The sequence below is a fragment of the Streptomyces sp. KR55 genome (assembly GCF_052245645.1).
Classification (GTDB): Bacteria; Actinomycetota; Actinomycetes; order Streptomycetales; family Streptomycetaceae; genus Streptomyces; species Streptomyces flavusporus.
Window position 1 is genome coordinate 18,759 of the sequence record NZ_JBQQCE010000015.1, and the last position, 24,414, is coordinate 43,172.

Annotated in this window: 25 protein-coding genes; 10 read left to right on the forward strand and 15 right to left on the reverse strand. The window is 72.5% G+C overall.

The window, feature by feature from the left end; genetic code table 11:
• Positions 1-42 precede the first annotated feature (42 nt).
• Positions 43-561 (reverse strand): SRPBCC domain-containing protein, encoded by a 519-nt coding sequence (locus ACTWQJ_RS03975; RefSeq protein WP_443305191.1) that lies wholly within the window; start codon positions 559-561, stop codon positions 43-45.
• A gap of 143 nt (positions 562-704) precedes the next feature.
• Between ACTWQJ_RS03975 and ACTWQJ_RS03980 the strand changes: the two genes are divergently transcribed.
• Entirely contained in the window at positions 705-1,664 is a 960-nt protein-coding gene (locus ACTWQJ_RS03980) for a LysR family transcriptional regulator (protein ID WP_443305192.1), read from the forward strand.
• 13 nt (positions 1,665-1,677) lie between these two features.
• On the opposite strand, the gene ACTWQJ_RS03985 is transcribed toward ACTWQJ_RS03980, so the two are convergent.
• The 5 genes from ACTWQJ_RS03985 to ACTWQJ_RS04005 form a co-directional block, all read right to left on the reverse strand.
• Positions 1,678-4,047 (reverse strand): glycoside hydrolase family 65 protein, encoded by a 2,370-nt coding sequence (locus ACTWQJ_RS03985; RefSeq protein WP_443305193.1) that lies wholly within the window; start codon positions 4,045-4,047, stop codon positions 1,678-1,680.
• Positions 4,048-4,178: 131 nt separating this feature from the next.
• Positions 4,179-4,586: a luciferase domain-containing protein gene (locus tag ACTWQJ_RS03990; RefSeq protein WP_443305194.1), complete on the reverse strand. Its 408-nt coding sequence runs from the start codon at positions 4,584-4,586 to the stop codon at positions 4,179-4,181.
• Between the two features lie 137 nt (positions 4,587-4,723).
• Entirely contained in the window at positions 4,724-5,788 is a 1,065-nt protein-coding gene (locus ACTWQJ_RS03995) for a LacI family DNA-binding transcriptional regulator (RefSeq protein ID WP_443305195.1), read from the reverse strand.
• 191 nt (positions 5,789-5,979) lie between these two features.
• A complete protein-coding gene (locus ACTWQJ_RS04000) occupies positions 5,980-7,737 on the reverse strand; it encodes a beta-galactosidase (RefSeq protein WP_443305196.1) in 1,758 nt (585 codons plus the stop codon).
• Between the two features lie 27 nt (positions 7,738-7,764).
• Positions 7,765-8,856 carry an MFS transporter gene (locus ACTWQJ_RS04005; RefSeq protein WP_443305218.1) on the reverse strand — a complete coding sequence of 364 codons (1,092 nt, stop codon included), beginning with the start codon at positions 8,854-8,856 and terminating at the stop codon, positions 7,765-7,767.
• A 302-nt stretch (positions 8,857-9,158) separates the two neighbouring features.
• Between ACTWQJ_RS04005 and ACTWQJ_RS04010 the strand changes: the two genes are divergently transcribed.
• Positions 9,159-9,689 (forward strand): DUF6069 family protein, encoded by a 531-nt coding sequence (locus ACTWQJ_RS04010; protein WP_443305197.1) that lies wholly within the window; start codon positions 9,159-9,161, stop codon positions 9,687-9,689.
• A 173-nt stretch (positions 9,690-9,862) separates the two neighbouring features.
• On the opposite strand, the gene ACTWQJ_RS04015 is transcribed toward ACTWQJ_RS04010, so the two are convergent.
• The 5 genes from ACTWQJ_RS04015 to ACTWQJ_RS04035 all read right to left on the reverse strand — a co-directional run bounded on the left by ACTWQJ_RS04015 (position 9,863) and on the right by ACTWQJ_RS04035 (position 15,096).
• Complete coding sequence (locus ACTWQJ_RS04015; protein WP_443305198.1) at positions 9,863-12,478, reverse strand: immunoglobulin domain-containing protein; 2,616 nt, start codon at positions 12,476-12,478, stop codon at positions 9,863-9,865.
• A gap of 98 nt (positions 12,479-12,576) precedes the next feature.
• Positions 12,577-13,152, reverse strand: a complete 576-nt coding sequence (locus tag ACTWQJ_RS04020) for a hypothetical protein (RefSeq protein ID WP_443305199.1) — start codon at positions 13,150-13,152, stop codon at positions 12,577-12,579.
• A gap of 178 nt (positions 13,153-13,330) precedes the next feature.
• Positions 13,331-14,317: an HtaA domain-containing protein gene (locus ACTWQJ_RS04025; RefSeq protein WP_443305200.1), complete on the reverse strand. Its 987-nt coding sequence runs from the start codon at positions 14,315-14,317 to the stop codon at positions 13,331-13,333.
• Positions 14,318-14,319: 2 nt separating this feature from the next.
• Complete coding sequence (locus ACTWQJ_RS04030; RefSeq protein WP_443305201.1) at positions 14,320-14,910, reverse strand: hypothetical protein; 591 nt, start codon at positions 14,908-14,910, stop codon at positions 14,320-14,322.
• A gap of 9 nt (positions 14,911-14,919) precedes the next feature.
• Positions 14,920-15,096, reverse strand: coding sequence for a hypothetical protein (locus tag ACTWQJ_RS04035; RefSeq protein WP_443305203.1), 177 nt, complete (start codon positions 15,094-15,096; stop codon positions 14,920-14,922).
• Between the two features lie 86 nt (positions 15,097-15,182).
• On the opposite strand from ACTWQJ_RS04035, the gene ACTWQJ_RS04040 reads away from it, so the two are divergent.
• The 5 genes from ACTWQJ_RS04040 to ACTWQJ_RS04060 all read left to right on the forward strand — a co-directional run bounded on the left by ACTWQJ_RS04040 (position 15,183) and on the right by ACTWQJ_RS04060 (position 18,933).
• Positions 15,183-16,232, forward strand: coding sequence for a heme/hemin ABC transporter substrate-binding protein (locus ACTWQJ_RS04040; protein ID WP_443305204.1), 1,050 nt, complete (start codon positions 15,183-15,185; stop codon positions 16,230-16,232).
• A gap of 129 nt (positions 16,233-16,361) precedes the next feature.
• Positions 16,362-16,754: a nuclear transport factor 2 family protein gene (locus ACTWQJ_RS04045; RefSeq protein WP_443305205.1), complete on the forward strand. Its 393-nt coding sequence runs from the start codon at positions 16,362-16,364 to the stop codon at positions 16,752-16,754.
• Between the two features lie 123 nt (positions 16,755-16,877).
• Entirely contained in the window at positions 16,878-17,870 is a 993-nt protein-coding gene (gene dhaK / locus ACTWQJ_RS04050; RefSeq protein ID WP_443305206.1) for a dihydroxyacetone kinase subunit DhaK, read from the forward strand.
• Between the two features lie 60 nt (positions 17,871-17,930).
• Complete coding sequence (gene dhaL / locus ACTWQJ_RS04055) at positions 17,931-18,530, forward strand: dihydroxyacetone kinase subunit DhaL (RefSeq protein WP_443305207.1); 600 nt, start codon at positions 17,931-17,933, stop codon at positions 18,528-18,530.
• On the forward strand, positions 18,523-18,933 hold the full coding sequence (locus ACTWQJ_RS04060; protein ID WP_443305208.1) for a PTS-dependent dihydroxyacetone kinase phosphotransferase subunit DhaM: 411 nt from the start codon (positions 18,523-18,525) through the stop codon (positions 18,931-18,933). Before dhaL ends, ACTWQJ_RS04060 begins: the two co-directional genes overlap by 8 nt.
• A 54-nt stretch (positions 18,934-18,987) precedes the next feature.
• On the opposite strand, the gene ACTWQJ_RS04065 is transcribed toward ACTWQJ_RS04060, so the two are convergent.
• The gene (locus tag ACTWQJ_RS04065; RefSeq protein ID WP_443305209.1) at positions 18,988-19,626 is read right to left on the reverse strand and encodes a TetR/AcrR family transcriptional regulator; all 639 of its coding nucleotides are present in this window, start codon (positions 19,624-19,626) and stop codon (positions 18,988-18,990) included.
• A gap of 122 nt (positions 19,627-19,748) precedes the next feature.
• Here ACTWQJ_RS04065 and ACTWQJ_RS04070 point away from each other — a divergent pair, with 122 nt between their 5' ends.
• The gene (locus ACTWQJ_RS04070; RefSeq protein WP_443305210.1) at positions 19,749-20,510 is read left to right on the forward strand and encodes an SDR family NAD(P)-dependent oxidoreductase; all 762 of its coding nucleotides are present in this window, start codon (positions 19,749-19,751) and stop codon (positions 20,508-20,510) included.
• Between the two features lie 7 nt (positions 20,511-20,517).
• Here the strand turns inward: ACTWQJ_RS04070 and ACTWQJ_RS04075 are convergent, their stop codons facing one another.
• Positions 20,518-21,228 carry a glycoside hydrolase family 75 protein gene (locus ACTWQJ_RS04075; protein WP_443305211.1) on the reverse strand — a complete coding sequence of 237 codons (711 nt, stop codon included), beginning with the start codon at positions 21,226-21,228 and terminating at the stop codon, positions 20,518-20,520.
• A gap of 369 nt (positions 21,229-21,597) precedes the next feature.
• On the opposite strand from ACTWQJ_RS04075, the gene ACTWQJ_RS04080 reads away from it, so the two are divergent.
• Together ACTWQJ_RS04080 and ACTWQJ_RS04085 are read left to right on the forward strand one after the other, a co-directional pair.
• On the forward strand, positions 21,598-22,581 hold the full coding sequence (locus tag ACTWQJ_RS04080; RefSeq protein ID WP_443305213.1) for a fibronectin type III domain-containing protein: 984 nt from the start codon (positions 21,598-21,600) through the stop codon (positions 22,579-22,581).
• A 165-nt stretch (positions 22,582-22,746) separates the two neighbouring features.
• Entirely contained in the window at positions 22,747-23,280 is a 534-nt protein-coding gene (locus ACTWQJ_RS04085; protein WP_443305214.1) for a hypothetical protein, read from the forward strand.
• Positions 23,281-23,304: 24 nt separating this feature from the next.
• Here the strand turns inward: ACTWQJ_RS04085 and ACTWQJ_RS04090 are convergent, their stop codons facing one another.
• Positions 23,305-23,856 carry a PadR family transcriptional regulator gene (locus ACTWQJ_RS04090; RefSeq protein WP_443305215.1) on the reverse strand — a complete coding sequence of 184 codons (552 nt, stop codon included), beginning with the start codon at positions 23,854-23,856 and terminating at the stop codon, positions 23,305-23,307.
• A gap of 29 nt (positions 23,857-23,885) precedes the next feature.
• A partial coding sequence (locus ACTWQJ_RS04095; protein WP_443305216.1) for an FAD-dependent oxidoreductase occupies positions 23,886-24,414 on the reverse strand: 529 nt, incomplete at its 5' end.

Below are 24,414 nucleotides of genomic sequence, written 5' to 3' on the forward strand. Positions count from 1 at the left end.
GGGTGCGTCCCGCGCGTCGGGTGCACCCGGGTCTGCGGGATTTCAGCGGCCCGAGGCGGCGCGGACGAGTCCGTCGAGCCAGGCCTGATGGCCGTTGAGCATCGGGTTCGGCCTCTCCTCGGCCAGGGCTGCGGCCGGTTCGCCGATCTGGGTCTCCTGGGTCAGGATGCGCACCCGGCCGCCGGGCAGGTCCTCCACCAGCCAGGCGTGCAGCACGTCGAGCCGTTCCTCGGGCGTGCCGTCCTGTTTCGCGGTCCAGGACAGACGGCCGGGGACGTCCTCGGCAGGCGCCTGGAACTCGACGACGTGCGCGTCCAGGGGCGGGAAGCCGAATGTGCCGAACCGGAAGTGGATGCCGTCCTTCAGTACCGGGCCGGCACCGTCGGGGAAGCCGATGTCGGCGACGTTGTCGTAGTACGACTCCCAGGTGGAGGTGTCGACGAGGTGGTGCCATACGTCGGCGGCCCGCACGCCCTTGCCGATCACCTCGTTGGAGACGAAGTTGTCGCCGGTGCCGGGCAGGTACTTCTCGGGCCAGTTGATCGCGTTCTGCGTGGTCACAGGGGTGTCCTCTCGCTCTTCGCCCTGCCGCCGCCCGCTGCGGCGACGTCCTCGACGCTAGGACTGCACTCCATCGGAATACCAATAGGAGGGCCGATTCCTGCCATCGGCACTCCGATGGGGCAGGAGCTACGCTGGCCGGTATGAACAACCGGACGCTCAACGCCGACGAGGCCGCAGGCGACGACCGGCGGTTTCCGTCGCATGCCGATCTGAACCTGCTGCGCACCTTCCTGGCCGTCTACCGCTCCGGTTCCTTCACCGCGGCCGCCCCGCTGCTGGGGCTCTCCCAGCCGACCGTGACCGCACAGATCCGTACGCTGGAGCAGCAGAGCGGGCGCACACTGTTCACCCGGCTGCCGAGGGGCGTGGAGCCCACGGCGCTCGCCCATGAACTGGCCCGTCAGGTCTCCGGGCCGCTCGACGCGCTCGCCGCGCTGGAGGGCGGTGCCGGTCCTCTCTCCGGGCATACGGCGCCCGTGCACCTGGCAGGGCCGTCGGAACTGCTGTGCACCCGGGTGCTGCCCGCGCTCGCCGGCCTCGTCGCCGACGGCGTCCGGCTGCGGGTCACCCAGGGGCTGAGCGACCCGCTCCTGGAGGACCTGCGCGCCGGGCAGCACGACCTCGTGATCGCGACCCGGCGCCCCCGGGGCCGCGCGCTGGCCTCGCTCCCGCTGGCGGACGAGGAGTACGTCCTGGTCGCGACCCCGGACTGGGCGCGCCGGGTCGCCGAGCACCCGGCGGCCGGCGACGACCCCTGCGCCGCGCTGCGGGACCTGCCCCTGGTCACCTACGCGGAGGACCTGCCCATCGCCCGCCGTTACTGGCGCACCGTGTTCGGCAGACAGCTCGCCGCTCGTGCCGCGCTCACCGTGCCGAACCTGCACGCGGTGGTGGCGGCGGTCGCCGCGGGCGCCGGCTACAGCGTGCTGCCGCAGTCCCTGTGCGAGGAGCACCTGGCCGCCGGGCGCCTCGCTCTGCTGCACGATCCGCAGGAGCCGCCGCTGAACACGCTGTTCCTGGTGGAGCGGCCGGGCGCCGACGCCAACCCGGACCTGATCCGGGTCCGCGACCGCCTCCGGAGCGCCGCGCGCTCCTGGTGAGGGCGGCCGTCACTCACTCCGGGAGCATCAGCCGGCCCGTCTCGCCCGGCTCGAGGCGTACCGCGCGGTCCGGCAGTCGTACATCGACCGGGGACGCGTCGGAGGAGGGCACGGTGATCTCCAGCTGGCCGTGCCGGAGCCGCACCCGTACTCCCCAGTTGCCCTGGTAGCGCAGGTTGAAGCCGTAGGAGGACAGCTCGGGCAGCGGGACGGGGTCGAGCCACAGCGCGCCGCCGCGGGTCTCCAGGCCGGTCAGTCCGCGCTGGACCAGGTCGAGGGTGCCGGCCATCGCGCCCAGGTGGATGCCCTCGCCGGTGGTACCGCCCTGCACGTCGGCGATGTCGCCGCGCAGGGCCTCCTGACAGAACTGCCAGGCCTCGGCGCGCCGGGCGCGGGCCAGGATCCAGCCGTGCACGAGGCCGCTGAGGGTGGAGCCGTGGCTGGTGCGGTGCACGTAGTAGTCGACGGTGCGGTGCCAGGTGTCCTCGTCCAGCCGCAGCCCCAACCGGCGGAACATTCCCTGCAGTTCCGCCGGTGAGAACAGGTAGCCGAGCATCAGGACGTCGGCCTGCTTGGAGGCCTGGTAGCGGTTGACCGTGTCGCCCTCGGCCTCCAGGATCCGGTCCAGCCGCCGGATGTCGCCGTACTCCTGCCGGTAGCGGTGCCAGTCGAGTTCGGCGAGATCGCCGTAGCCGTCGAACTGGCTGATGACACCCTCGTGGAACGGCACGTGGAGAGTGCGGGACACCTCCTCCCACCGCTCGAGTTCGTCGTCGTCGAGCCCGGTGCGCTCGGCGAGTTCGCGGCGCCGCGGTTCGGGCAGGCCGTCCAGCAGCTCCAGGGTGCGGCTGAGCACCCAGGAGGCGGTGACGTTGGTGTAGGCGTTGTCGTCGAGTCCGGGCTGCTGTGCGTCGGGGTAGGCGTCGTGGTACTCGTCGGGTCCTACCACGCCCTTGATGCGGTGCCGTCCGAGTCCCTCGTCGTAGCTGGCCGCGTCCGCCCAGAAGCGGGCGATCTGGAGGAGCATCTCGGCGGCCTTGGTGTGCAGGAACTCGATGTCGCCGCTCGCCTCGCAGTACTCCCACACGTTGTACGCGATCGCCGAACCGACGTGGTACTGGAGATGGGAGTGGTCCGGCAGCCAGCGGCCCGAGCGCGGGTTGAGGTGCAGTTCCTGGGTCTCCTCCCGGCCGTCGCTGCCGCTCTGCCAGGGGTACATCGCGCCCCTGCGGCCCACGTCGCGGGCGGCGGTGCAGGCCTGTTCGAGGCGGCGGTGGCGGTAGCGCAGGAGGGCGCGGGAGACCTCGGGGAAGTGCAGGTTGAGGTAGGGCAGGACGAACAGCTCGTCCCAGAAGACATGGCCGCGGTAGGCCTCGCCGTGCAGTCCACGGGCGGGCACACCGACGTCGAGGTCGGCGGTGTGCGGGGAGAGCGTCTGCAGGACGTGGAAGAGGTGCAGCCGCAGGATGCGGCCCGCCTCACCGGGGACGTCGAGGTCGGCGCGGCGCCACAGCTGGGCCCAGGCGGTGCGGTGGGAGCGGAGCAGGTCGTCGAAGCCGGGGGCCCGGCCGACCCGGGCGACGGCGGCGTGCAGCGGGTCGCTGATGGCCGGGTCGCGGGAGGTGTGCAGGGCGACGGTCTTGTCGACGGTGGCGGTGCGGCCGGGCGCCAGCTGCAACCGGGTCCGCTGGGTGGTGCGCGGGCGGGCGTGCCGGATCGAGACGGGCGCGTCGGCGGTGAGGCGGGAGGCCATGCCGATGCGGATGTCGGAGGTGCGGGTGCGGCAGCGCAGCCAGACCGTGTCGTGTTCGGCGGTTCCGGATTGCTGGTGCGTCAGGTGGCGGTCGTCCAGGTCCCGGTAGCGCGGCACTCCGGCGTTGGTGACACCGCCGTCGAGGGCGGCCTCGACGTGGAGTTCGCCGGAGAAGCCGTCGGCGGTGAACTCGGTGCGCAGTGCGGCCAGGTGCGGGTCGGCCATGTGCACCAGCCGCTGCTGCCGCACGGTCAGCGCCCGCCCGTTGCCGAACGCGTATCGGGTCAGGCGCTCCAGCACACCCGAGGACAGGTGCAGCACCATGCGGTGTTCGAGCACGGTCGCGGTGTCGGGGGTGAGCCAGGGGCGGCCGCGCAGGCGGAAGCGCAGCGGCAGCCAGTTGGGCACGTTGACCATGTCCTCGTTCTCGACCATGCGGCCGGCCACATCGGAGGTGAGCCGGTTGTAGCACCCCGCCACATACGTCCCCGGGTAGTGCACATCGTCCGCGGCGCACTCCGGAAGGGCGCCACGGGTGGCGAAGTAGCCGTTGCCCAGCGTGCACAGCGACTCCCGCAGTCGCTCGTCCGCGGCCTCGTAGCCCTCGTACTCCCAGGTCCAGCCCGTCACGTCGGTACTCCTCCCGCAGCAGGCGGCTCGCCGGGATCTCGTACGAGGATCCCGGCACCGTCCCCCAGCAGTGTCTCCCGGGGCCGGGCCGGGCGGGGCGGAGCACGCCGCGGACGAGGGGACGCCTCGGCCTACGGCACGGGGGGTGCCACTCCGGCCGGGTCGCGGGGCAGCACCGTGACCCGGTGGAAGTTGCAGCCGCCGGCGGGTGCGAGCTCCGCCGGGGGCAGGTCCTGGTGGGCCTGGAGGGCGACGCTCACCAGGCTCAGCAGCAGGTCGACGTCCCCGTCGCAGTCGAGGTGGACGGTGACCCACCGGGAGCCGGGCACCAGGCGGATGGCCGTGGACTCCCTGAGGTCCTCGGCGAAACGTCCGATGGCCCGGTGGGTGAGATGCAGGTCCACGTCGTGGCCCGAGTGGAAGTGGGCGATCTCGCTGTGGGCGGAGCTGATTGCCCGCCCTGTCCCGCAACTGGCCGGTCCCGCCGTGAGGTCGGGCCAGGCTGCCAGTTGCTCCAGGGCGCGCTGGGCCAGAGTCATGGCCCCATCGTCACCGCATCACCCCGCTGATACCAGAGGTTGAGCCTTTTGTAACCCAGGCGTGAGGATCCTCACGCGGGCAGGCACCGGGGCGAGCGGAACCTGTGCCCGGCTGACAGGTGCGCCACACCGTGGGGTCAATGGGCCGGGGCCGGTCCCGTGCTGCGGCGGACGATGAGTTCGACGGGTACGACGGGCTCGACGCGGGGTTCGTCGATGCCGTCGATGCGGTCCAGGAGGAGGCGCAGGGCGCGGCTGCCGATCTCGGCGAAGTCGGTGCGCACGGTGGTCAGCGGCGGCAGCAGGTGGGCGGCCTCGGGGATGTCGTCGTAGCCGACCACGCTGACGTCGTCGGGCACCCGGCGTCCGGCCTCGTGCAGGGCCCGCAGCAGGCCGAGGGCCATCTGGTCGTTGGAGGCGAACACCGCGGTGACATCGGGGCGTCGGGCCAGTCGGCGGCCCAGTTCGTATCCGGAGTCGGCGCTCCAGTCGCCGACGAGGGCGTCGGGGACCTCGGCGCCGGCGGCGGTCAGGGTCTCGCGCCAGCTGTCCATGCGGACGTCGGCGGAGGTCCAGCCGGTGGGCCCGGCGATGTGGTGGACGGTGGTGTGGCCGAGGTGCAGGAGGTGGCCGGTGGCCGCGCGGGCTCCGGCCCAGGAGTCTGCGGTGATCAGGGGGGTACGTCCGCCGAGGTCGTTCTCCAGCACCACCATGGGGGTGTCGATGCGGGCCTCGGCCAGCGCCGTGCCGACCCGGCGCTGGGGGGCGATGGCGATCACGCCGTCCGCGCCCTCGGCCGAGAGCGTGTCCACGGCCCTCACCACCGTGTCGCGTTCGGCGGTGTCGAGGGCGATGGAGCTGACCAGGTAACCGGCGCCCTGCGCCGCGGTGTTGATGGCGGTCAGGATGGAGGCGGGTCCGTAGCGGGCGGCGTCGAAGGAGATCACGCCGACCATGCGGGTGCGTCCGCTGGCCAGGGAGCGGGCGCTGCGGCTGGGCCGGTAGCCGAGCGTACGCATGGCGTCCAGCACCGCGGCCCGGGTCTCGGGGCGTACGGCGGGATGGTCGTTGAGCACCCGGGACACGGTCTGCTTGGACACGCCGGCCAGCCGGGCCACGTCGTCCATCACGGGGCGCGCCCCGGCGAAGCTGCGGCGGCTGCGCCCCCTGGGAGCGGGGCCGTCGGCGGTGCTTCGGGTCATGGCGGGCGGTGCTTCCTTCGGCCTCGTTCCCCGGCGGTCCTTTCCCGCCCGGCGGATCCACAGGATAGGCCGGGCAGGAGCGTGCGGCTGCTTCCAGGGGCGTCAGCCCGTGGTGACTGCCCAGGTCCGGCTTTGGCCGGTCAGCGGTGGCGCGCCGGGCGGGGGGACGCGCAGGCGGTGCGGTCGGGTCGTCAGCGCTGCTCCGGTCCGAGATCGGGGGTGTCGGTGAGGTGGGCGCGCGGGCTGGTGGTGGCGTGCAGTTCGAGCAGGACGAGGTCATTGTTGCCGGGGCGCAGGACGGGCGCGGGAACGTACAGGGTGCGTTGGGGGCCGCGGTTCCAGTAGCGGCCGAGGTGGAAGCCGTTGATCCAGGCCTGGCCCTTGGTCCAGCCGGGCAGCGCCAGGAAGGTGTCGGCCGGTTCGGTCACCTCGAAGGTGCCGTGGTGGAATGCGGGTCCGGCGGCAGTGCCGGCCTCGAAGGTCAGTCCGCCCAGGTCGTTCAGGGGCAGCGGGAGGCAGTCCCAGCCGTGCAGCGCCGTGCCGTTGAAGGTGACGGCGCCGAGCAGGCCCTTGGGTGCGCCGATGCGGGGGCCGTAGTTGACGCCGCCCATGTTCTCCACGAGGACGTCCAGCGTGGCCCCGGCACGCGGGACGCGCACGGGCAGGGTCTCGTCGTGGCGTTCGCGTTCCAGTACGCCGACGGGGGCGCCGTCCAGGAAGACCTGGGCCCGGTCGCCCACGCCGCTCGCGAAGTGCAGCACTCCGTCGCCGGCGTCGGGGACGGTGGTGCGGTACAGCGCGTACCCGGCCCGCAGCCCGAGCTCGTCCAGGGTGAGCGGGCTCTCGGTGCGCACGGGCCGCTCGGCCTGCCTCGCCGCGTGCGGCAGCAGCGGCGCCTGCCGGTCCAACTCCACCACGGTGGGGGCGAGTTTCCGGCTCGGGGCCGGGGCGGGCTCGTCGGGGAGGGGAGCGTGGCGGGCGATCACCTCGCGGAAGGCGTGGTACTTCGGGCCGGGGTCACCGGACTCCGTCAGCGGGGCGTCGTAGTCGTACGAGGTGACGATCGGGGCGTAGGCGTGGTCGTGGTTGGCGCCGTTGGTGAAGCCGAAGTTGGTGCCGCCGTGGAACATGTAGATGTTGACCGACGCGCCGGCCGACAGCAGCCGGTCGAGGTCGGCCGCGGCGTCGGCCGCGGCGCGGACGTGGTGCGGTTCGCCCCAGTGGTCGAACCAGCCGATCCAGAACTCCGCGCACATCAGGGGCCCTTCGGGCTGGTGGGCGCGGAGCCGGGTCAGGTTCTGGTCGACCTTGCTGCCGAAGGTGCCGGTGACGAGCGTGCCGGGCAGCGAACCGGCGGCCAGGTGTTCGGGGTCGGTCTGCTCGCAGGTGAAGAGCAACTCCTCGATGCCGCGCGAGCGCAGGGACTGGTGCAGGTGCTTCAGGTACGTGGTGTCGTCGCCGTAGGCGCCGTACTCGTTCTCCACCTGCACGGCGATCACCGGGCCGCCGGCGGCCGCCATGTGCGGCAGCAGCGGGGGCAGCAGCAGGTCGAGGTAGCGGTCCACGGCGTCCGTGAAGCGCGGGTCGCTGCTGCGCAGCCGGATGTCGGGGTCGGTGGTGAGCCACGAGGGCAGCCCGCCGCCGTCCCACTCGCCGCAGATGAAGGGGCCGGGGCGCAGCAGGACGTGGAGGCCCTCCGCGCGGGCCAGGCTCAGGTAGCGCGGCAGGTCGAGGATGCCGTCGAGGACGAGGGGACCGTCGGGGTCGGGCTGGTGGAGGTTCCACGGCACGTACGTCTCCACCGTGTTGAGGCCCATCAGCCGGGCCTTGCGCAGCCGGTCGGCCCACTGGCCGGGGTGGATGCGGAAGTAGTGCATCGCTCCGGAGATGATCCGGAACGGCTCGCCGTGCAGCAGGAAACCGTCGGACGTGGTGGTCAGGGCGGGCATGCGGAACTTCCCTTCAGCTGGAGCGGGTCAGAACGGGCGCGTGGTGCGGATCAGCCAGAGGGTGGCGGCCAGGCAGAGGGCGGAGACACCGCTGAGCAGGAGCGGGACCGCGCCCGTGCCGGACAGTTCGATGGCCTTGCCGAGCGCCGGGCCGGCCGCGACACCGCCCACCATGGAGGCGGCGATGACGATCGCACCCGCCCGACGGGCCTGTGGGGCGGCCCGGTTGAGCCAGGGCAGTCCGGTCGGGAAGATCGGCGCGATGAACAGCCCGACCCCCGCGTACGCGTAGGGGGCCAGCTCCGGCACCGTGGCCAGCAGCAGGCAGACCGTCATTCCCGCGCAGGAGACGGTGACGATGGTCTGGGCGGTGCAGCGCAGCGCGATCGGCACGACCAGGAACCGGCCGACCGTCATCATCAGCCAGTACACCGAGGTGGCGGTCGCGGCGGCTCCGGCGCCGTATCCCACGCTCTCCAGATGGGTGGGTTCCCAGCCGCCGACTCCGGCCTCGATGCCGACGTGCAGGACGTAGAGCGTGACGAACACGGCCAGCACCGAGCCCAGACTCCGGGCGAGGACGGGACCTGATGTGCCGGCCCCGCCGTCGGGCAGGGGCGATCGGTCGCGTACGCCCTTCAGGCACAGCAGCAGCGGCAGGTTGGCCAGCGCGAAGCCGAGGAAGACGGCCGGGTACCGGTCGGCGCCGACCACGCCGACGAGGGCCGGGCCGAGGATGGCGCCGACGCCGAAGTGGGCGTTGAGGACGTTGAGCATCGCGGTCGACCGGTGGCCGAAGCCGGTGGCGAAGAGCTGGTTCAGGCCGTAGTCGATGCCGCCGAAGCCGAGCCCGGCGAGCAGCGCCGCGGCCAGTGCGGCCGGCCAGGTGGGGGCCAGGGCGACGCCTGCCGCGCCGACGGCCATCAGGAGGTACGAGCTGCCGAGGAGCTGCCGGTTGCCGATGCGCCCGTAGAGGCGGTCGAAGAGCAGCACCCCGGCGACACCGCCGACGAAGTGGGCGCTGAGCCCCATGCCGGCGGCGGACGGCGACAGCCCGAACTCCCGCCGGAACGCCGGGATCGCGGGCCCGTACAGGGCCTGGAGCGCCCCGATGAGCATGAAGCCCACGCAGGACGCGACGACGGCGAGCGGGCTGAAGACGGGGGCCGCGGGGACGCTGCGGGCGCCCGCGCGGGGCGGTCCGGTCGTTGGCTCGGTCACGCGGACTCCAGGGAAGGGCCCATGACGGCGTGGGCGGAGGCGGCTCTGCGACGAGGACGAGTGTTACCGGTAACATTCTGCCCGTCAAGCTCCCCTGCATGCTTCCGCGACGGTCCCTGCCCCGAACGGGCCAGCGTCCGGCAGCGGCACCACGGTCCGGGGGTACGGATGTCGCACCGTCCAGACCGAGGAGTCCGATCGTGCAGCCGCCGAACCAGCCCTTGGGCCAGCCTCAGATGTCACCGCAGACGTCGAAGGAGACGTCGAAGGAGAACGGAGGTGATCCCGCTCCGGGCGCCCGACCGCCGGGGCCGCGGGTCGACGCCTCCCGGTTGTGGGCCGGCGGGATCATGACCGCTGCGATCGCCGGACTCACCGCCGTGTTCTCCGTGCTGCTGGTCCGAGGGGTCCTGGGCTTCCCGGTGCTCGCGCCCGACGGCCACGGCGCGCTGGGAGACGCCTCGGCGGGGCTGCTGGCGGCCGGTTCGGCGGTGGTCGCGCTGGCGGCGACGGCCGTACTGCACCTGCTCATGCTGAGCACCGCGCAGGCCGGACGGTTCTTCGCGTGGATCGTCGCCCTGATCACGGCGGGAGTGGTGCTGCTGCCGTTCACGTCGTCGGTGAGCGCCGAGGCCAAGATGGGCACCGGCGTCGTCCGCCTCGCGATCGGAATCGCCATCGGGTCCTTGCTGTCCGCGGTCTGCCGGGGAGCCGGCCGGCGTGCCGCCTGACCGGGCGGCGCCGGTACGCCCTCCGCGGGCGAGTCGGCCGCTGCTTCGTCACCCGGCTCGTCGAGCGGCGCGAGCGGACCGCCCATCGACCGGTCGGCACGGGCGGCCCCGGGCCGGGTCACGCACGAGGGGCTCCCCGGCGGATGCGGGGAGCCCCTCGTGCGGTCCGTCCGTCAGTCCGCGTCGGCCGGAGCCCTGGTCCGGCCGCGCCGGTGGACGTACCAGCCCGTCGCCGTGAGCAGCGCGGCCAGCGCGGCGGCGGTGCCGACGGTGACCCCGGTGGAGGCGAGGCTGCCGCCGGAGGTCGTGGTGGTACCGGTGCCGCCGGTGCCGGTACCGGAGGTGGTGCCGGTGCCCGTGCCGCCGTCCGAGGTACCACCGTCGGAGGCGCCGCCGGATCCGGTGCCACCGGTGTCGTCGTCGGTGTCCACGGGGTCCTGGCCGACGAAGCTGACCGGGACCTTGACGTCCTGGGAGCGGTCGCCGGACAGGGTGTGGTCGGCGCGGGTGGCGAGGACGCACTTCGCCTTGAAGCAGTCGGTGAACTCGTCCTCGGCGTCCACCGTGAGCTCGACCTCGAAGGTGCCGCCGTCGCCGTACGGGATCGCCAGGCCCTCGCCGTAGTCCGGCGGGTCGGAGGAGATCCACGCCGAGGAGTGGGAGGCGCCGGTCATGTCGACGCCGCCGATGCACGGTGTGGGCAGCTCGCCGTCGCCGTTGTCGACGCACAGGGCGACGTAGATGCCCTTGTCGACGTCGTAGCCGGATCCGGTGACGGTGAGTTTCTGGTCCTCGGTGGCGAGGTTGTTGACCGGGGTGACGGTGAGTTTCTGGCCCTCGGGGCCGGTGACGGTCTTGGTGCCCGACGGTTCGGTGTCCTCGCCGCCGCCCCCGGTACCGCCGCCGTCACCGCCGGACTCGCCGACGGTCAGCGTGATCGGCGAAGTGCGGGTCGTGCCCGCGGAGTTCCTGAACTCGGCGCGGTACCCGTAGCCGTCCTGTCCTGCCTTGGCGGTGAAAGAGTACGCGTTCTCGGTCGCGCCCTCGATCGTGGACCAGGTCTGGCCGCCGTCCGGGCTGACCTGCCAGCGCACGGTCGGCTCCGGGGTGCCCTCGGCCGCCGCGACGAACGTGACCTCGTCGCCGGGAGCGACGGACTGGTCGGTCGGGGACTGGGTGACCTTGGGGGACATGCGGAGGTCGAGCTTGACGACCTTGCTCTCCGCCTGGTCGGTGAGGTGGACGGACGTGGCGCCGGGGGCGACGGCGACGCCCGCGTAGGCGCCCGCGAGGCTGCCCGGCAGGGCGACCGGCTCGGCCGCCTGCCGGAAGGTCGCGGCATCGAGGATCTGGAGGGAGCCCGTCCTGTCCGAGGTGCTGTCGGAGAGGTCCTCGCGCAGCACGAAGGCCCGTCCGGTGGTCTTGTCGAAGGCCGCCGCCGTGGGCCGGTCCGCACCCGTCAGGGTGGTCGGCAGCTTGCCGTCCTTGTCGAAGACGAGCACCGAAGTCCCGCTGCCCACCCAGACGTTGCCGGTGGCCGGGTCCGGTTCGACGAAGAAGACGGGGTCGGCGGGAAGTTCGGCCGTCGCAGTCACCTCGAAGGTGCCGGTGTCGACGCGGCGCAGCACCGGCTTGCCCTCGGCAGTGCCGACGGACCAGGCGGCGCCGTGCGCGGCGTCCACGCCGAGCTGGTTGCCGCCCTCGAGCGTGACCGTGTCCGTGACGGTACCGGTGGCGATCTCGACGCGGCGCAGCTCGGGGCCCGCCGCGACCAGAACGGTGGAGGGGTCGACGTCCTGAGCGACGCCGGTGAACGACGCACCGTTGAACCAGACGCCCTGCGCGACCGTGTCGCCGTCCTTGGCGGTGCCGATGCCGCGCAGCGGGTAGTGGAAGACCACGCCGTCACCGGCGAGCGGGGCGGCGATCCGGCGGACCACACGGGCGGCCATCGCACCGTTCGCACCGGGAGCCTGCGCGATGTGGCTGAGGACCTTGCCGTCCTTGGGGTCCAGGACGTACAGGCCCTGCTCGGCCACGTCGGAGGTGTCGGGGATGTTGTCCGAACCGACGTACAGCTTCCCGGAATCGGGGTGCAGCAGAAGGTCCAGGGGCCGGCCGGCGGTGGTGAACTCGGCCGACCGGACGTAGCTGACGGTACCCGGGGGGACGTCCACGCCGTCGCCGCCGCCGTCTCCGTCACCCGGGTCCTGGCCCTCGAAGGTGATCGGGATGCGGACGTCCTGGGAGCGGTCGCCGGTGCCGTTGTGGTCGACCCGGGTGACGACCGAGCAGGCGACCTCGAGGCAGTCCAGGCCGCTGTCCTTGGCCTTGACGTTCAGCTCGACGTCGAAGGTGCCGCCCTCGCCCCACCGTTCGGCGATCGTGCCCGCGCCCTCGTCCGAGGCGTCCCTGGGGATGATCCACACCGAGGAGCCGCTGCTGCCGCTCTGGTCGGCGCCGCCGAGGCAGGGGGTGGGGATGCGGTTGTCGCCGTTGTCCTTGCACACGGCGACGTAGATGCCCTTGGTGTCGTCGTAGGCCTCGCCGGTGACGTGCAGCGTCTCGCCGTCCGGGTCGAGGTTGGCGGAGGCGGAGACGGTGAGTTTCTGGCCGTCCTTGCCGAGCGCCGTCTTCGGGGTGTCGGCGGCCTGGGCGGGCGAGCCGACGGTCACGGCGGTGGCTCCGGCGGCCACCAGGGCAGCGGCGCCCAGGAGTGCCGCGGGGCGTCTGAGACGGAGTCCGGCCGGTCTCTCCGGCTGCTGCCGCTCGGTTGAGTCGTCTGTCATGGGGAGGTCCTATGGGAAGGTGATCGGGATGTGGACAGGACGTGCCGGAACGGGCCGGCCGGACGGCCGGCCCGTGGACCACTCGGAGCTGTGAGCGCTTACTGGAAGCTGATCGGGACGTGCACGTCGTACTTGCGGTCGTTGGTGTCGAAGTGGTCCGCGCGGGTGACGATGGCGCAGTCGACGTCCTGGCCGCAGACGCTGCCGTCGTCGAGCGTGGCCTTGACGTAGATCTGGACGTTGAAGGTGCCGCCGGAGCCGAACTTGGAGCTGTTGGCGAACATGCCGCCGAAGGTGTTGTTCACCCAGTGCGAGGCACCGGTCGAGCCGTTCTCGTCCTGGCCGCCCAGGCAGGGGGTCGGCTTGTTCTCGCCCGGCGCGCCGTTGATCACGCACAGGCCGACGTAGATGCCCTGGCCGGTGTTGAAGCCGGAGCCGGTGACGTTGATGACCTGGCCCGCCGCGGCGGCGGTGTCCGGGGCGGTCACTGACAGGTTGTAGGTGGTGCTGCCGTCGACGATGGTGCGGGTCGAGGTGGCGGCGGAGGCCGAGCCGGCCAGGCCCAGCGTCAGTGCGGCGGAGGCGGCGACGGCGATGCCGGTACGGGCGGCGATGGGGGTCCCCCCGCTCGAGCGAAGTCGAGAGTGGGGGAGGGCGGAGAGGACGGATCTCATGGTGTGCGATCACCCTTCCATTCGATTAGGTAAGGCTAACCTAAGTCGGATCTTGCTGCTCTTGTCAACGGGCGGGAAAGAAGTCCCGAACACCGCTGGGCGCAAGGGATTTGGGCATGCCGAGGAGCGGGCCGTATCCAGGCCCGCTCCTCGATCGGAGAGTCCGGTAACACGCCGGTCAGTCCGCGGCCCGCACCCCGAACCGCGCCACGGCGCTGCTTTGTTCGCCGGTCACGGTGTACAGCTCGGCCGTGTGCTCGCCCGCCGCGGCACCGGCGTACACCGGGAAGGTCCGGCTGATCCGCCCCGCGTCGTCCGCCACCACCTGGTAGCGGGTGTCGCCGTCGATCGCGACGAGCACCACTGCGCCCGGCGCGAACCCGGCGCCGGTGACCTCCTGTTGGCCGCCCGCGGTCAGGGTCGGGCGGGCGACGGCCGCGGTGGGTGCCGAGGCGCCGGCGGGCCGGTCGCCGGGGGCGGAGGTGCTCGGAGCGGGCCGGGGCGCCTCGCTTCGGCCCGCGTCGCCTTCGGGTGGCGCGGGGACCAGTGACGCCGGTACCGGTGATGCTCCCTCCCCTGTGCCCACGGTCACGTCGAGCAGGCCCAGCGCGTCCCCCGCGGCGAACTCCCGCCCGCTCCAGGCGGACAGCAGCCGGGCGCCGTCGGCGGTGAGGGAGGCGCGCAGGCCGGTCCAGGTCACCCCGCCCGCGCGTACGGCGGGTGCGGCGCCGCCCGTCTCCACGCCGGCGAGGGTCACCTCGCGCTCCTCGCCGTCGACTTCCGCGCGGGCGTACAGCGTGCCGCCGTCGTCCGCCAGGCTCAGGCGCAGGGCGTCGAGGAGGAGGGGGTGGGCGGGGTCGGCGGACCGGGTGAGGCGGGCGGTGCCGTCGAACTCGACCTCCGCGTCGCCCGTACGGGGGTAGGCTCCTCCGCCGGCGGCCGGGAACCAGGCCCGGTTCGCCGAACCCTGGGCGCCTTCACCGGCGTTCAGGGACACGCCGTGGTCGGTGAGTGCCGTGGCGGCCGTCGCCCAGCTCGCGTAGCCGCCGGACACCTCACGCGGGAACGCCGCCCCGTCCTGGGCGACCGCGACGCCCGGAGCCAGCAGTGCGACCAGGGCGCCGCCCGCCAGGAGAACGGCACCGGGTCTGTTCCTCGCCTTCACGTTCAAGCCTCTTCTCTGAAGTCGGAATACGACGCCTGTGGCCGGAGTACGACGCCTGCGGCCCAATGCCGCGTCCAGGACGGCCGTACGACGCCTGCGACGGATGTACGCCGCCGAAGTCGGCCGTCGCCCACGAGGTTGACGTCAGCCCGCGTGTCCGGCGCGCCGCCGGCGTGCCCAGAACCAGGTGCCGGTACCGGCCGCGACCAGCCCGGCAGCGGCCAGCCCGAGCGGCACCGCGAGGTCCGTACCGGTGCTCGCCAGCGGGCCGTCTGACTCTGGTCGCCGCCCCGCGTGTGGTCGTTGCGGGTGATGACGGCGCAGGTGACGCCGGACTTGGTGCAGTCGGTGTCGGCGTCCTTGGCGCGCACCTTGATCTGCACGCTGAACGAGCCCTTGTGCCCACTGCCGTCGTACGGCTCGGTCAGCCCCTCCCCGTACGGCGGCGGGTTGGAGGAGACCCACGCGGACGCCCCGGACTCGCCGGACATGTCCACCCCGCCCACGCACGGCGTGGGCGCCTTGCCGGGGCCGTTGTCCATGCAGAAGGCGGCGTAGATGCCCTTCTCGGTGTTGTAGCCGGAGCCGGACACGGTCACCGTCTAGCCCGCCGGATCGAGGCCGGACGCCTTGGAGACGGTGAGTTTCTGCCCCTCGGGGCCCGTCGCCGACGCCCCCGCGGCGACCGCCGGGGACGTCGTCAGCGCCAGCGCCACCGAGGCGGCGGCCACCGGCAGCCACCCAACTCGCATGCCGCGCAGGCCACTTGACCACGCCATGGAAACCCCTACCACACGATAACTTAGGAGAGCCTAACCTAAACTACCGATCATCTGTATGCCAGCCGAGAGGAAAGGGCCGAGCCATGCGCGCACCCAGAAGACCCCACCGCCCCCCGCGACGGCGGGCCGCCGCCGTCCTCGCTCTGGTTCTCACCCTGCTGACGGCGGCCTGCGGAGGCGGCTCGGGTTCCGCGGGGGCGGATGCGTCACCGGCGTCCGCGAGCGAGCGGGCCGCGGCGGCGCAGAAGCAGCTCGCGGGGAACTCCCTCGTACCGCTCGAAGGGGAGCCGCCCACACCGGAGTTGCCCGTCACGGTCGACTCCTCCGACGGACGGAAGGTCACCGTCAGGGACGCCTCCCGGATCCTGCCGCTCAACGGCGGCGTGGCGGAGATCGTCTTCACCCTCGGGCTCGGCGGCCGGGTGGTGGGGCGCGACATCACGGCCACGTTCGAGGAGGCGAAGGACCTGCCCCTGGTCACCAAGGCGCACGACGTGAGCGCGGAGAGCGTGCTCTCCCTGCGCCCCACCGTCGTCCTCGCCGACACCGACACGGGCCCGCAGGAGGCGATCGACCAGATCCGTGACGTCGGCATCCCCGTCGTCGTGCTCGATCCGGCCACCGAACCGGCCGACGTCTCCACCCGGACGACCCGGATCGCCGCGGCCCTCGGCGTCCCCGAGGCGGGCAAGGCCCTCGACTCCCGTATCGGCAAGGACCTCGCGGCGGCCAGGGCGGCCGTCCCCGAGGGCAGCCGTCCGACGGTGGCCTTCCTCTACATGCGCGGCAGCGCGGCCGTCTACCTCATGGGCGGGAAGGGTTCGGGGGCCGACTCGCTGATCGAGGCCGCGGGCGCGGTGGACGCGGGTGTCGCGTCCGGCCTGGACAAGCCGTTCACTCCGCTGACCAGCGAGGCCCTGGTCAAGGCCCAGCCCGAGGTGATCCTGATGATGAGCAAGGGGCTGGAATCGGTCGGGGGCATCGACGGCCTGCTGGACGTCCCCGGCATCCGCGAGACCCCGGCCGGCATGAACTGCCGCATCGTCACCCTCGAGGACGGCGTCCTCCTCAGCTTCGGCCCTCGCACTCCCCTGGTGATCGACATCCTGGTGGACCGTGTGCATCGGGGATGACCTGGGACCGCTTGAACCGGCCGGCACACGGCGCACCGACCCCTTCCGAAGATGCCGTGACTCCCCCTACGCTCAGTTATGCAACAAGTTGCATTAGTCGTTGCATCAGTCCGCGAGAAAGGCGATCACATGCACCCCTTCCGCAAGGCGGTCGAAAGCAAGGACGTCGGCGCCGTGGAGGCGCTGCTGGCCGACGACGTCGTCTTCACCAGCCCCGTCGTCTTCAAGCCGTACACCGGCAAGGCGATCACCGCCGCGATCCTGCGCGCCGTGTCCGAGGTCTTCGAGGACTTCACCTATGTACGGGAGTTCACCCACCCCGACGGCCGTGACCACGCCCTCGTCTTCACCGCCACGGTCTCCGGAAAGCAGATCCAGGGCTGCGACTTCCTGCACGTCGACGAGGACGGAAGGATCGACGACCTGATGGTCATGGTCCGCCCGCTGTCGGCCGCCAACGCCCTCGCCGCGGCAATGGGCGCCCGCTTCGAGGACATCGCCCGGGAGGCGGCGGGGCGGTGAGGGGGCCCGGGCTCGCCGACGCCGACGGCTGCCGCCGTGCGCACGTGACCTTCGCTGCCGCAAGGTCGATACTGCGGACAGCAGCATTACCGCCGGAACCTGCCGAGATCCCAGGAGGCACCCGTGAAGATGCTCATCAACGTCCCGGAGACCGTCGTCGCCGATGCACTGCGGGGCCTGGCGGCGGCACATCCCGAGCTGACCGTCGACGTGGAGAACCGGGTGATCGTACGGCGGGACGCGCCCGTCGCCGGGAAGGTGGCGCTCGTCTCCGGCGGCGGCTCGGGGCACGAGCCGCTGCACGGCGGGTTCGTCGGGCCCGGCATGCTGTCGGCGGCCTGCCCCGGGGAGGTCTTCACGTCGCCGGTGCCGGACCAGATGCTGCGGGCGGCGGCGGCCGTGGACAGCGGGGCCGGGGTGCTGTTCGTCGTGAAGAACTACACCGGTGACGTGCTCAACTTCGACATGGCGGCCGAGCTCGCCGAGGACGAGGGCATCCAGGTCGCCAAGGTGCTGGTCAACGACGACGTGGCGGTCACCGACAGCCTCTACACGGCCGGGCGGCGCGGGACGGGCGCGACGCTGTTCGTGGAGAAGATCGCCGGGGCCGCCGCCGAGGAGGGCCAGCCGCTGGAGCGGGTCGAGGCGATCGCCCGGCAGGTCAACGAGGCCTCCCGCAGCTTCGGCGTGGCGCTGAGCGCGTGCACGACGCCCGCGAAGGGCACCCCCACCTTCGATCTGCCGCCCGGCGAGCTGGAGCTGGGCATCGGCATCCACGGGGAGCCCGGGCGGGAGCGGCGGGCGATGATGACCTCGCGGGAGATCGCCGACTTCGCGGTGCACGCCGTCCTGGAGGACCTCGCGCCGCGCAATCCCGTCCTGGTCCTGGTCAACGGCATGGGGGCGACCCCGCTGCTGGAGCTGTACGGCTTCAACGCCGAGGTGCAGCGGGTGCTGGCCGAGCGCGGGGTCGCCGTCGCCCGCACCCTCGTCGGCAACTACGTCACCTCCCTCGACATGGCGGGTGCCTCGGTCACCCTCTGCCAGATCGACGAGGAACTGCTGCGGCTGTGGGACGCGCCGGTGCGGACGCCGGGCCTGCGGTGGGGTGTGTGACCGGGCGCTCCAGGTGATCAACGTACCTGCCACGCCGTACCTACCACGCAAGGAGATCCAGTGCTCGACGCCGACTTCTTCCGCCGTTGGATGACGGCGACCGCCGCATCCGTGGACCGCGAGGCGGAACGGCTCACGGCCCTCGACTCCCCCATCGGGGACGCCGACCACGGCAGCAATCTCCAGCGCGGGTTCACCGCAGTGATCGCGGCGCTGGAGAAGGAGGCCCCGGACACGCCCGGCGCGATCCTGATGCTGGCCGGGCGGCAGCTCATCTCGACGGTCGGCGGTGCCTCCGGGCCGCTGTACGGCACGCTGCTGCGGCGGACCGGCAAGGCGCTCGGGGACGCGGCCGAGGTCGGCGAGGAACAGCTCGCCGAGGCGCTGCGGGCGGGCGTGGACGCGGTGATGCAGCTCGGTGGCGCCGCGCCCGGCGACAAGACGATGATCGATGCGCTGGTGCCGGCGGTGGACGCGCTCGGTGACTCGTTCGGCGCGGCACGGGCCGCCGCCGAGCAGGGCGCCCTGGCGACGACTCCGTTGCAGGCCCGCAAGGGCCGGGCGAGCTATCTCGGTGAGCGCAGCATCGGGCACCAGGACCCGGGCGCCACCTCGTCGGCGCTGCTCATCGCGGGGCTCGTGGAGGCCGCCGATGAGTGACGCGAAGCTGGTCGGGATCGTGCTGGTGTCGCACAGCGCACAGGTGGCCGCGTCCGTTGCCGAGCTGGCGAAGGCGTTGTCGGGCGGCGGCACGGCGGTGCCCGTCGCCCCGGCCGGCGGCACCGAGGGCGGTGAGCTCGGTACCAGCGCGGAGCTGATCTCCGCCGCTGCCGCGTCCGTGGACCGCGGCGCCGGGGTCGCCGTCCTCGCCGACCTCGGCAGTGCCGTCCTCACCGTGAAGGCGCTCCTCGCCGAGGGCGACGAACTCCCCACCGGCACCCGCCTGGTGGACGCGCCGTTCGTCGAGGGTGCCATCGCCGCGGTCGTCACAGCGGCCACCGGAGCCGACCTCGACGCGGTGGAGGCGGCGGCCGGAGAGGCAGACACGGAACGGAAGGTGTGATGCGTACACGCAAGGCGCACCCCCACGCGCCCCTCCCCGCCGGCGGCAGGACGGTCAGGTGACCCCCTCCGCCGCCAACGCAACAGCCGAGCGCACGGCGCCGGCCAGTTCGGTCTGCGCCGTGCGGCGGTCGGTGTCCGCGTCGGCGGTGCGCCAGGCGTGGTGCTCGACCGCGGCGCGCAGGGCGGCGTTGAGCATCGCCGCCTGGATGGCCGGCCGCAGGTCGTCGGCGGGCAGCCCGGCCCGGTCGGCGAGGGCGCGGGCGAAGACCGGCTCGGCCTCGTCGTAGGTCTGGAGCCACACCGCGCGCAGGCCCGGCTCCGTCCGGGTCAGGCGTACCAGCGCCCCCAGCGTGGTGCCTTCGGTCCCGGTCACCCGCTCCTGCTCGGTACTGAGCGCCCGCTCCAGGGCCGCCACGAGGGGCTGCCCGGGCCGCCAGTCGCGCAGGCATTCGGCGATCAGGTCGATGCCCGCGGAGAACAGGGGACGTACGCAGTTCTCCTTGCTCGGGAAGTACCGCCACACGGTTCGCGCCGAGACGCCGACGGCCTGCCCGATCTGCTCGCCGGTGGTCGCGGTGACCCCCTGACGCACGAACAGGTCGACCGCCGCCCGGGCGATCTCCAGCCGGATCTCGGCCTTGCGTTCCTCGGTCAGGGGCGGTCGGCCCGTCCGTCCGCGGGCTGCAGTCATCTGTTCCTCCGGCGCCGGTGATCGGTCCTCCGGAATTCTCCACCAAGATTTTATGTCACTCACAGACAATAAATCGTACGGTGGACCCACATCCCCTCCCCTAACCCCTGAGGAGCACCCCCATGACCACTGGACTGGACGGCCGCAGCGTCATCGTCACCGGAGCGGGTTCGGGCATCGGGCGCGCCGCCGCCCTGGCCTTCGCCGGGGAAGGGGCCCGGGTCGTGGTGGCGGACCTCAACGCCGAGGGCGCGGACGCGACCGTCAAGGAGATCGAGCAGGCGGGCGGCATGGCGGTCGCCGTCACGGGCGACCTGAGCGAGCAGGCCGTCGTGGACCGGGTCACGCAGACCGCGGTCGAGCGCTTCGGCGGGGTGGACGTCCTGGTGAACAACGCCGGGATCATGGACCGGATGTCGGCGCTCGCGGACGTCAGTGACGCGGAGTGGGAGCGGGTCATACGGGTCAACCTCACCGCGCCCTTCCTGCTCACCCGCGCTGTGCTGCCGCACATGCTCGCGGGCGGCCGGGGCGCGATCGTCAGCACCGCGTCCGAGGCCGGTCTGCGGGGCAGCGCCGCGGGCGCCGCGTACACGGCGTCCAAGCACGGGGTGGTGGGCCTGACGAAGTCCCTCGCCGTGATGTACCGCAAGCAGGGCATCCGGGCGAACGCCATCGCGCCGGGCGGCACGCAGACCGGCATCGTCGTGGAGGCCGAGGCCGACGCCCACGGGCCCGCGGCCCTCGGCCCGCACTTCGTCAACGTCGGCCGTCTGGCCCGGCCCGAGGAGCAGGCCGCCGCGATCGTGTTCCTCGCCTCGGACGCGGCGAGCAACATCAACGGGGCGATCCTGCCCGTCGACGACGGCTGGTCGGCCGTCTGACGGCAGCTCAGGAGCTCCCGACGAACTGCCGCGCCAGCCGCTCCCCTTCCGAGACTGCGGCCTCGTGGCTCTCGATGGGCGAGGCCTGGGAGTCCTTGAAGACGATGTAGGTGACACCGGAGTCCGTGCCGCCGCCTCGCGGGTCGGGCGGGATGCCGAGCGCCGCGGCGGTGGCGTACGACGCCTCGCCGATGATGTCGGCCGGCCCGGTGTCGCCGACGACCGCGTACTGCACCTGGTCGCGGTAGACGACGGCGACCACCGATCCGCCGCGTACGCCGTGGTCGCGGTAGTTCCAGATGCCGCTCGGCATGGGCACGACGACGTAGGGCAGGTGCTCGGCGTCCAGGTAGCGTCCGTCGGACTGCTGGAAGGCCGTACTGGGAAGGAAGTACGGGTCGGTGACGCTGTTGCAGTGGGTGCCGGGGCGGCCGTCGCAGTCGATGTCCATGTCCGCCTTCCAGAAGACGGCATCGCGTGTGCCGCAGACGGGGACGGTGGCCGGGGTGTCGCGGTCGGTGCGGTAGCGGCCGTTCGAGACGGGGGTGCAGTCGCTCACCTTGGCCAGCAGGTCGGCGGCCGTCACGGCGCCTTCGTGCGGCACGGTCGTCCGCTGGTGCCGTATGGCGAAGTCCGGATCGGGGTGGACGGGGGTGGGCACGGTCGTGGCGAGCAGGGCGGCGCTTGCCGCGGCGAGCGTGAAGTACTGGACGCGCACGATAAGAGACTCTCTGCTGGGGGACAGTGAGGGACATTCGGCCCCAATCTGCTGCCGATGCGATCACACTGCCACCCGAAGAGGCCGGAAACGGCGCGCGCGCCCGAATCGTCCACCAGGGGCCGGACGGCCCGAGCCGGTGTCGGCTCCGGCCGCCCGGCCGCCCGTGCCGGCGCGGGATCAGCGACGACAGCGGTCCGCGCCATCGGCATGAACTCCCCACTCCTCAGGGAGAGTTCAGCCGCGAGGAACTTCAGCATACGTAACCGCGCGGCATGCCCGGCACCCGCCGCCCTCTTGATGTGATCGCACTAGTCACGTCATATTGGTCCGGACCATTGCTGTCACTCCGTCAGCGGAGGCCCAGAGGTGCGACGCGTCCCCGTTCCCGCTGCCCTCGTCTGCGGCACGCTGCTGCTGGTCTCCTCCTGCGGCGCGGGCGGCACGGGAGCGGCCGACGACGGCAGGCTGCCCGGGGCGCCGACGGGGGTGACCGCCACGGCGGGGAGCGCGACGAGCGTCCATGTGATGTGGAACGCGGTGTCCTCCGACATCAGCGCCTACGAGGTGTACCGGAACGCCACCAAGGTCAAGGAGGTACCCGGCTCCGAACACATGACCGACGTCACCCGCCTCACCCCGTCGACGACATACGTCTTCACCGTGCGGGCGCGCGACACGGACGGGCGGCTCGGGCCGCGCAGCCGCGAGGTACGGGCCACCACGCCCGCCGCCGGCCCGGTCGACCGCTCCGCCCCGTCGCGGCCCGGCGCGGCGCGGGGACGGGCCGTCGGCAGCCGGGCCGTCCAGTTGTCGTGGGCCGCCTCGACGGACGATCGTGGAGTGGCCTCGTACGACATCCATCAGGGCACCACGAAGATCCACAGCGTGAGCGGGGCGCAGACCGCGACCGTGGTGACCGGGCTCAGACCCGGCACCCGCTACTCCTTCACCGTCCGCGCGCGGGACGCGGCCGGCCATGTCTCGTCCGCGAGCCGGGTCGTCCGGCTCACCACCGCGCCGGGCACGGACGACGGGCGCGGCACTGCGCCCACCGGGTTCCGGGCGACGACCCGGCGCGCCGACGGGGCGTACCACATCGACCTGTCCTGGGTGCCGCCCGAGGCCGACGGGGTGATCACGGAGTACCAGGTCCACCTCGACGGCCGTCCGGCCACCTCCGTCGTCTGGGGTGGGACGGCGCCGCGCGACCGGGCGACGTACAGCTTCTACCTGGGCCGGGAGACCGGGGTGACCCATCGGGCGCGGATCCGGGCCAGGCTCCCGGACGGCACCTGGGGCGGCTTCTCGGCGGAACGGACGGTCACGACGGGCGCTGCCGCAAGGCCGTGAGCCACCCGCCTGAGCCGGATGGTGGATTACGTCACCTGCACGGGGGATGCCCGCATGCGGGACGGGCCGGGGCCACGTTGGCTGCCACTGAGGCAGCACGGGCGTTTCCCGACCCCAGGCGGCGCAAGGGATGTACCGCCAACCGTGCCGCCGGAGGACAGTCCCATGCCTACTTCTCAGCCACTTCTCCGCACCGGGCTGACCGCAGCCGCCGCCGCACTGCCGCTGGCCCTGGCTGCCGGACCGGCCGTCGCGGTCAACGGGATCTCGGTGAGCACGGCCGGCTCGACGGTCTCGGTGACGACCAGTGCGTGCACCCAGATCAACGGCAGCTGGGGCACCGCCTCGCTCCTCAACAGCAGCCAGGCGAACTTCGCCCAGGGCCGCCAGGTGTCGCTGTCGGGCTCGAGCGGTCTGCAGTCCGCGGCCTGGTCGAACGTCAGCCCCGGTACGTACACCGTCATCGTCATGTGCTCGAACAACAACACCGCCGGCACCCAGTCCGTCATCGTCTCCTCCGGCTCCACGCCCACGATCTCGACGACGTCCTCGCCGTCGCGCGGCGTGGTCGGCGGGGTCGGCGGATCGACCAGGGACTACGGCACCATCACCCTGGTGGCGGGCGGGGCGCTGGTGGGCACCGGTGTCATCGCAGCGGCCTGGTTCCTGCGCCGCCGCTCGAAGCCGTACCGGCTCTGAACCGGCTCTGAGGCTCGTCCACGCTCACTTCGCGTCGCGGCCCGGCAGTTCGGCGAACTCCGCCAGCGCGTGCTCGAGCCATTGCGTCCAGAAGGTCTCCAGGTCGATGCCCGCCCGCAGCACGAGGTGCTGGAGCCGGTCCTGGGGGCTGTCCTTGCCGGGCGGGAAGTCGCGCTGCTCGATCTTCTCGTACTCGGCCAACTGCCGCCGGTGCAGGTCGAGATGGCGGCGCAGATCGGCTTCCAGCCCTGCGGTGCCGACCATGGCCGCGGCGCGCAGCCGCAGCAGCAGTGTGTCGCGGTGCGGCTTGGGGTCCTGCGCGGCGGCGGTCCAGCGGGCCAGTTCGGCGCGGCCCGCGGGCAGAACCTCGTAACTCTTCTTCTGCCCGCGGACCGGCTGCTCGGCCGGCAGGGCCCGGATCAGACCTTCGCCCTCCAGTTTTCCCAGCTCGCGATAGATCTGCTGATGCGTCGCCGACCAGAAGTAGCCGATCGACCTGTCGAACCGGCGGGTCAGCTCCAGCCCCGAGGACGGCTTTTCGAGCAGGGCGGTGAGAATCGCGTGCGGGAGTGACATGGGGGTCATCCTAGGGACGCCCCCGGGACCTACAGCGTGGCCGCCAGCTCGGTGCCCTGCTTGATGGCGCGCTTGGCGTCCAGTTCGGCGGCCACGTCGGCACCGCCGATGAGGTGCACACTGCGACCTGCCGCGAGCAGCTCCTCGTAGAGGTCCCGCCGCGGCTCCTGGCCGGTGCACAGCACGATGGTGTCGACCTCCAGCACGGTGCTGGTGTCGCCGACGGTGATGTGCAGACCGGCGTCGTCGATGCGGTCGTAGCGCACGCCCGGGACCATGCTGACGCCGCGGTGCTTGAGCTCGGTGCGGTGGATCCAGCCGGTGGTCTTGCCCAGGCCCGCGCCGACCTTGGTGGTCTTGCGCTGGAGCAGGTGGACGGTGCGTGGCGGCGCGGGCCGCTCGGGGGCGGCGAGGCCGCCGGGCCCGTCATAGGTCATGTCGACGCACCAGTGGCGGAAGTCCGTCGCCGGGTCCTCGTGCGCCTTGTCGCCGCCGTCGGTGAGGAACTCGGCGACGTCGAAGCCGATGCCGCACGCGCCGAGGATCACGACGCGCTCG

Excerpts from the sequence above, each read along its gene's own strand:
- ACTWQJ_RS03980 (WP_443305192.1), top strand. The coding sequence starts at position 705 with ATGAACAACCGGACGCTCAACGCCGACGAGGCCGCAGGCGACGACCGG.
- ACTWQJ_RS03990 (WP_443305194.1), bottom strand. The coding sequence starts at position 4,586 with ATGACTCTGGCCCAGCGCGCCCTGGAGCAACTGGCAGCCTGGCCCGAC.
- ACTWQJ_RS03995 (WP_443305195.1), bottom strand. The coding sequence starts at position 5,788 with ATGACCCGAAGCACCGCCGACGGCCCCGCTCCCAGGGGGCGCAGCCGC.
- ACTWQJ_RS04000 (WP_443305196.1), bottom strand. The coding sequence starts at position 7,737 with ATGCCCGCCCTGACCACCACGTCCGACGGTTTCCTGCTGCACGGCGAG.
- ACTWQJ_RS04005 (WP_443305218.1), bottom strand. The coding sequence starts at position 8,856 with ATGCTCATCGGGGCGCTCCAGGCCCTGTACGGGCCCGCGATCCCGGCG.
- ACTWQJ_RS04015 (WP_443305198.1), bottom strand. The coding sequence starts at position 12,478 with ATGACAGACGACTCAACCGAGCGGCAGCAGCCGGAGAGACCGGCCGGA.
- ACTWQJ_RS04020 (WP_443305199.1), bottom strand. The coding sequence starts at position 13,152 with ATGAGATCCGTCCTCTCCGCCCTCCCCCACTCTCGACTTCGCTCGAGC.
- ACTWQJ_RS04035 (WP_443305203.1), bottom strand. The coding sequence starts at position 15,096 with ATGGCGTGGTCAAGTGGCCTGCGCGGCATGCGAGTTGGGTGGCTGCCG.
- ACTWQJ_RS04040 (WP_443305204.1), top strand. The coding sequence starts at position 15,183 with ATGCGCGCACCCAGAAGACCCCACCGCCCCCCGCGACGGCGGGCCGCC.
- ACTWQJ_RS04045 (WP_443305205.1), top strand. The coding sequence starts at position 16,362 with ATGCACCCCTTCCGCAAGGCGGTCGAAAGCAAGGACGTCGGCGCCGTG.
- ACTWQJ_RS04060 (WP_443305208.1), top strand. The coding sequence starts at position 18,523 with ATGAGTGACGCGAAGCTGGTCGGGATCGTGCTGGTGTCGCACAGCGCA.
- ACTWQJ_RS04065 (WP_443305209.1), bottom strand. The coding sequence starts at position 19,626 with ATGACTGCAGCCCGCGGACGGACGGGCCGACCGCCCCTGACCGAGGAA.
- ACTWQJ_RS04070 (WP_443305210.1), top strand. The coding sequence starts at position 19,749 with ATGACCACTGGACTGGACGGCCGCAGCGTCATCGTCACCGGAGCGGGT.
- ACTWQJ_RS04085 (WP_443305214.1), top strand. The coding sequence starts at position 22,747 with ATGCCTACTTCTCAGCCACTTCTCCGCACCGGGCTGACCGCAGCCGCC.
- ACTWQJ_RS04090 (WP_443305215.1), bottom strand. The coding sequence starts at position 23,856 with ATGTCACTCCCGCACGCGATTCTCACCGCCCTGCTCGAAAAGCCGTCC.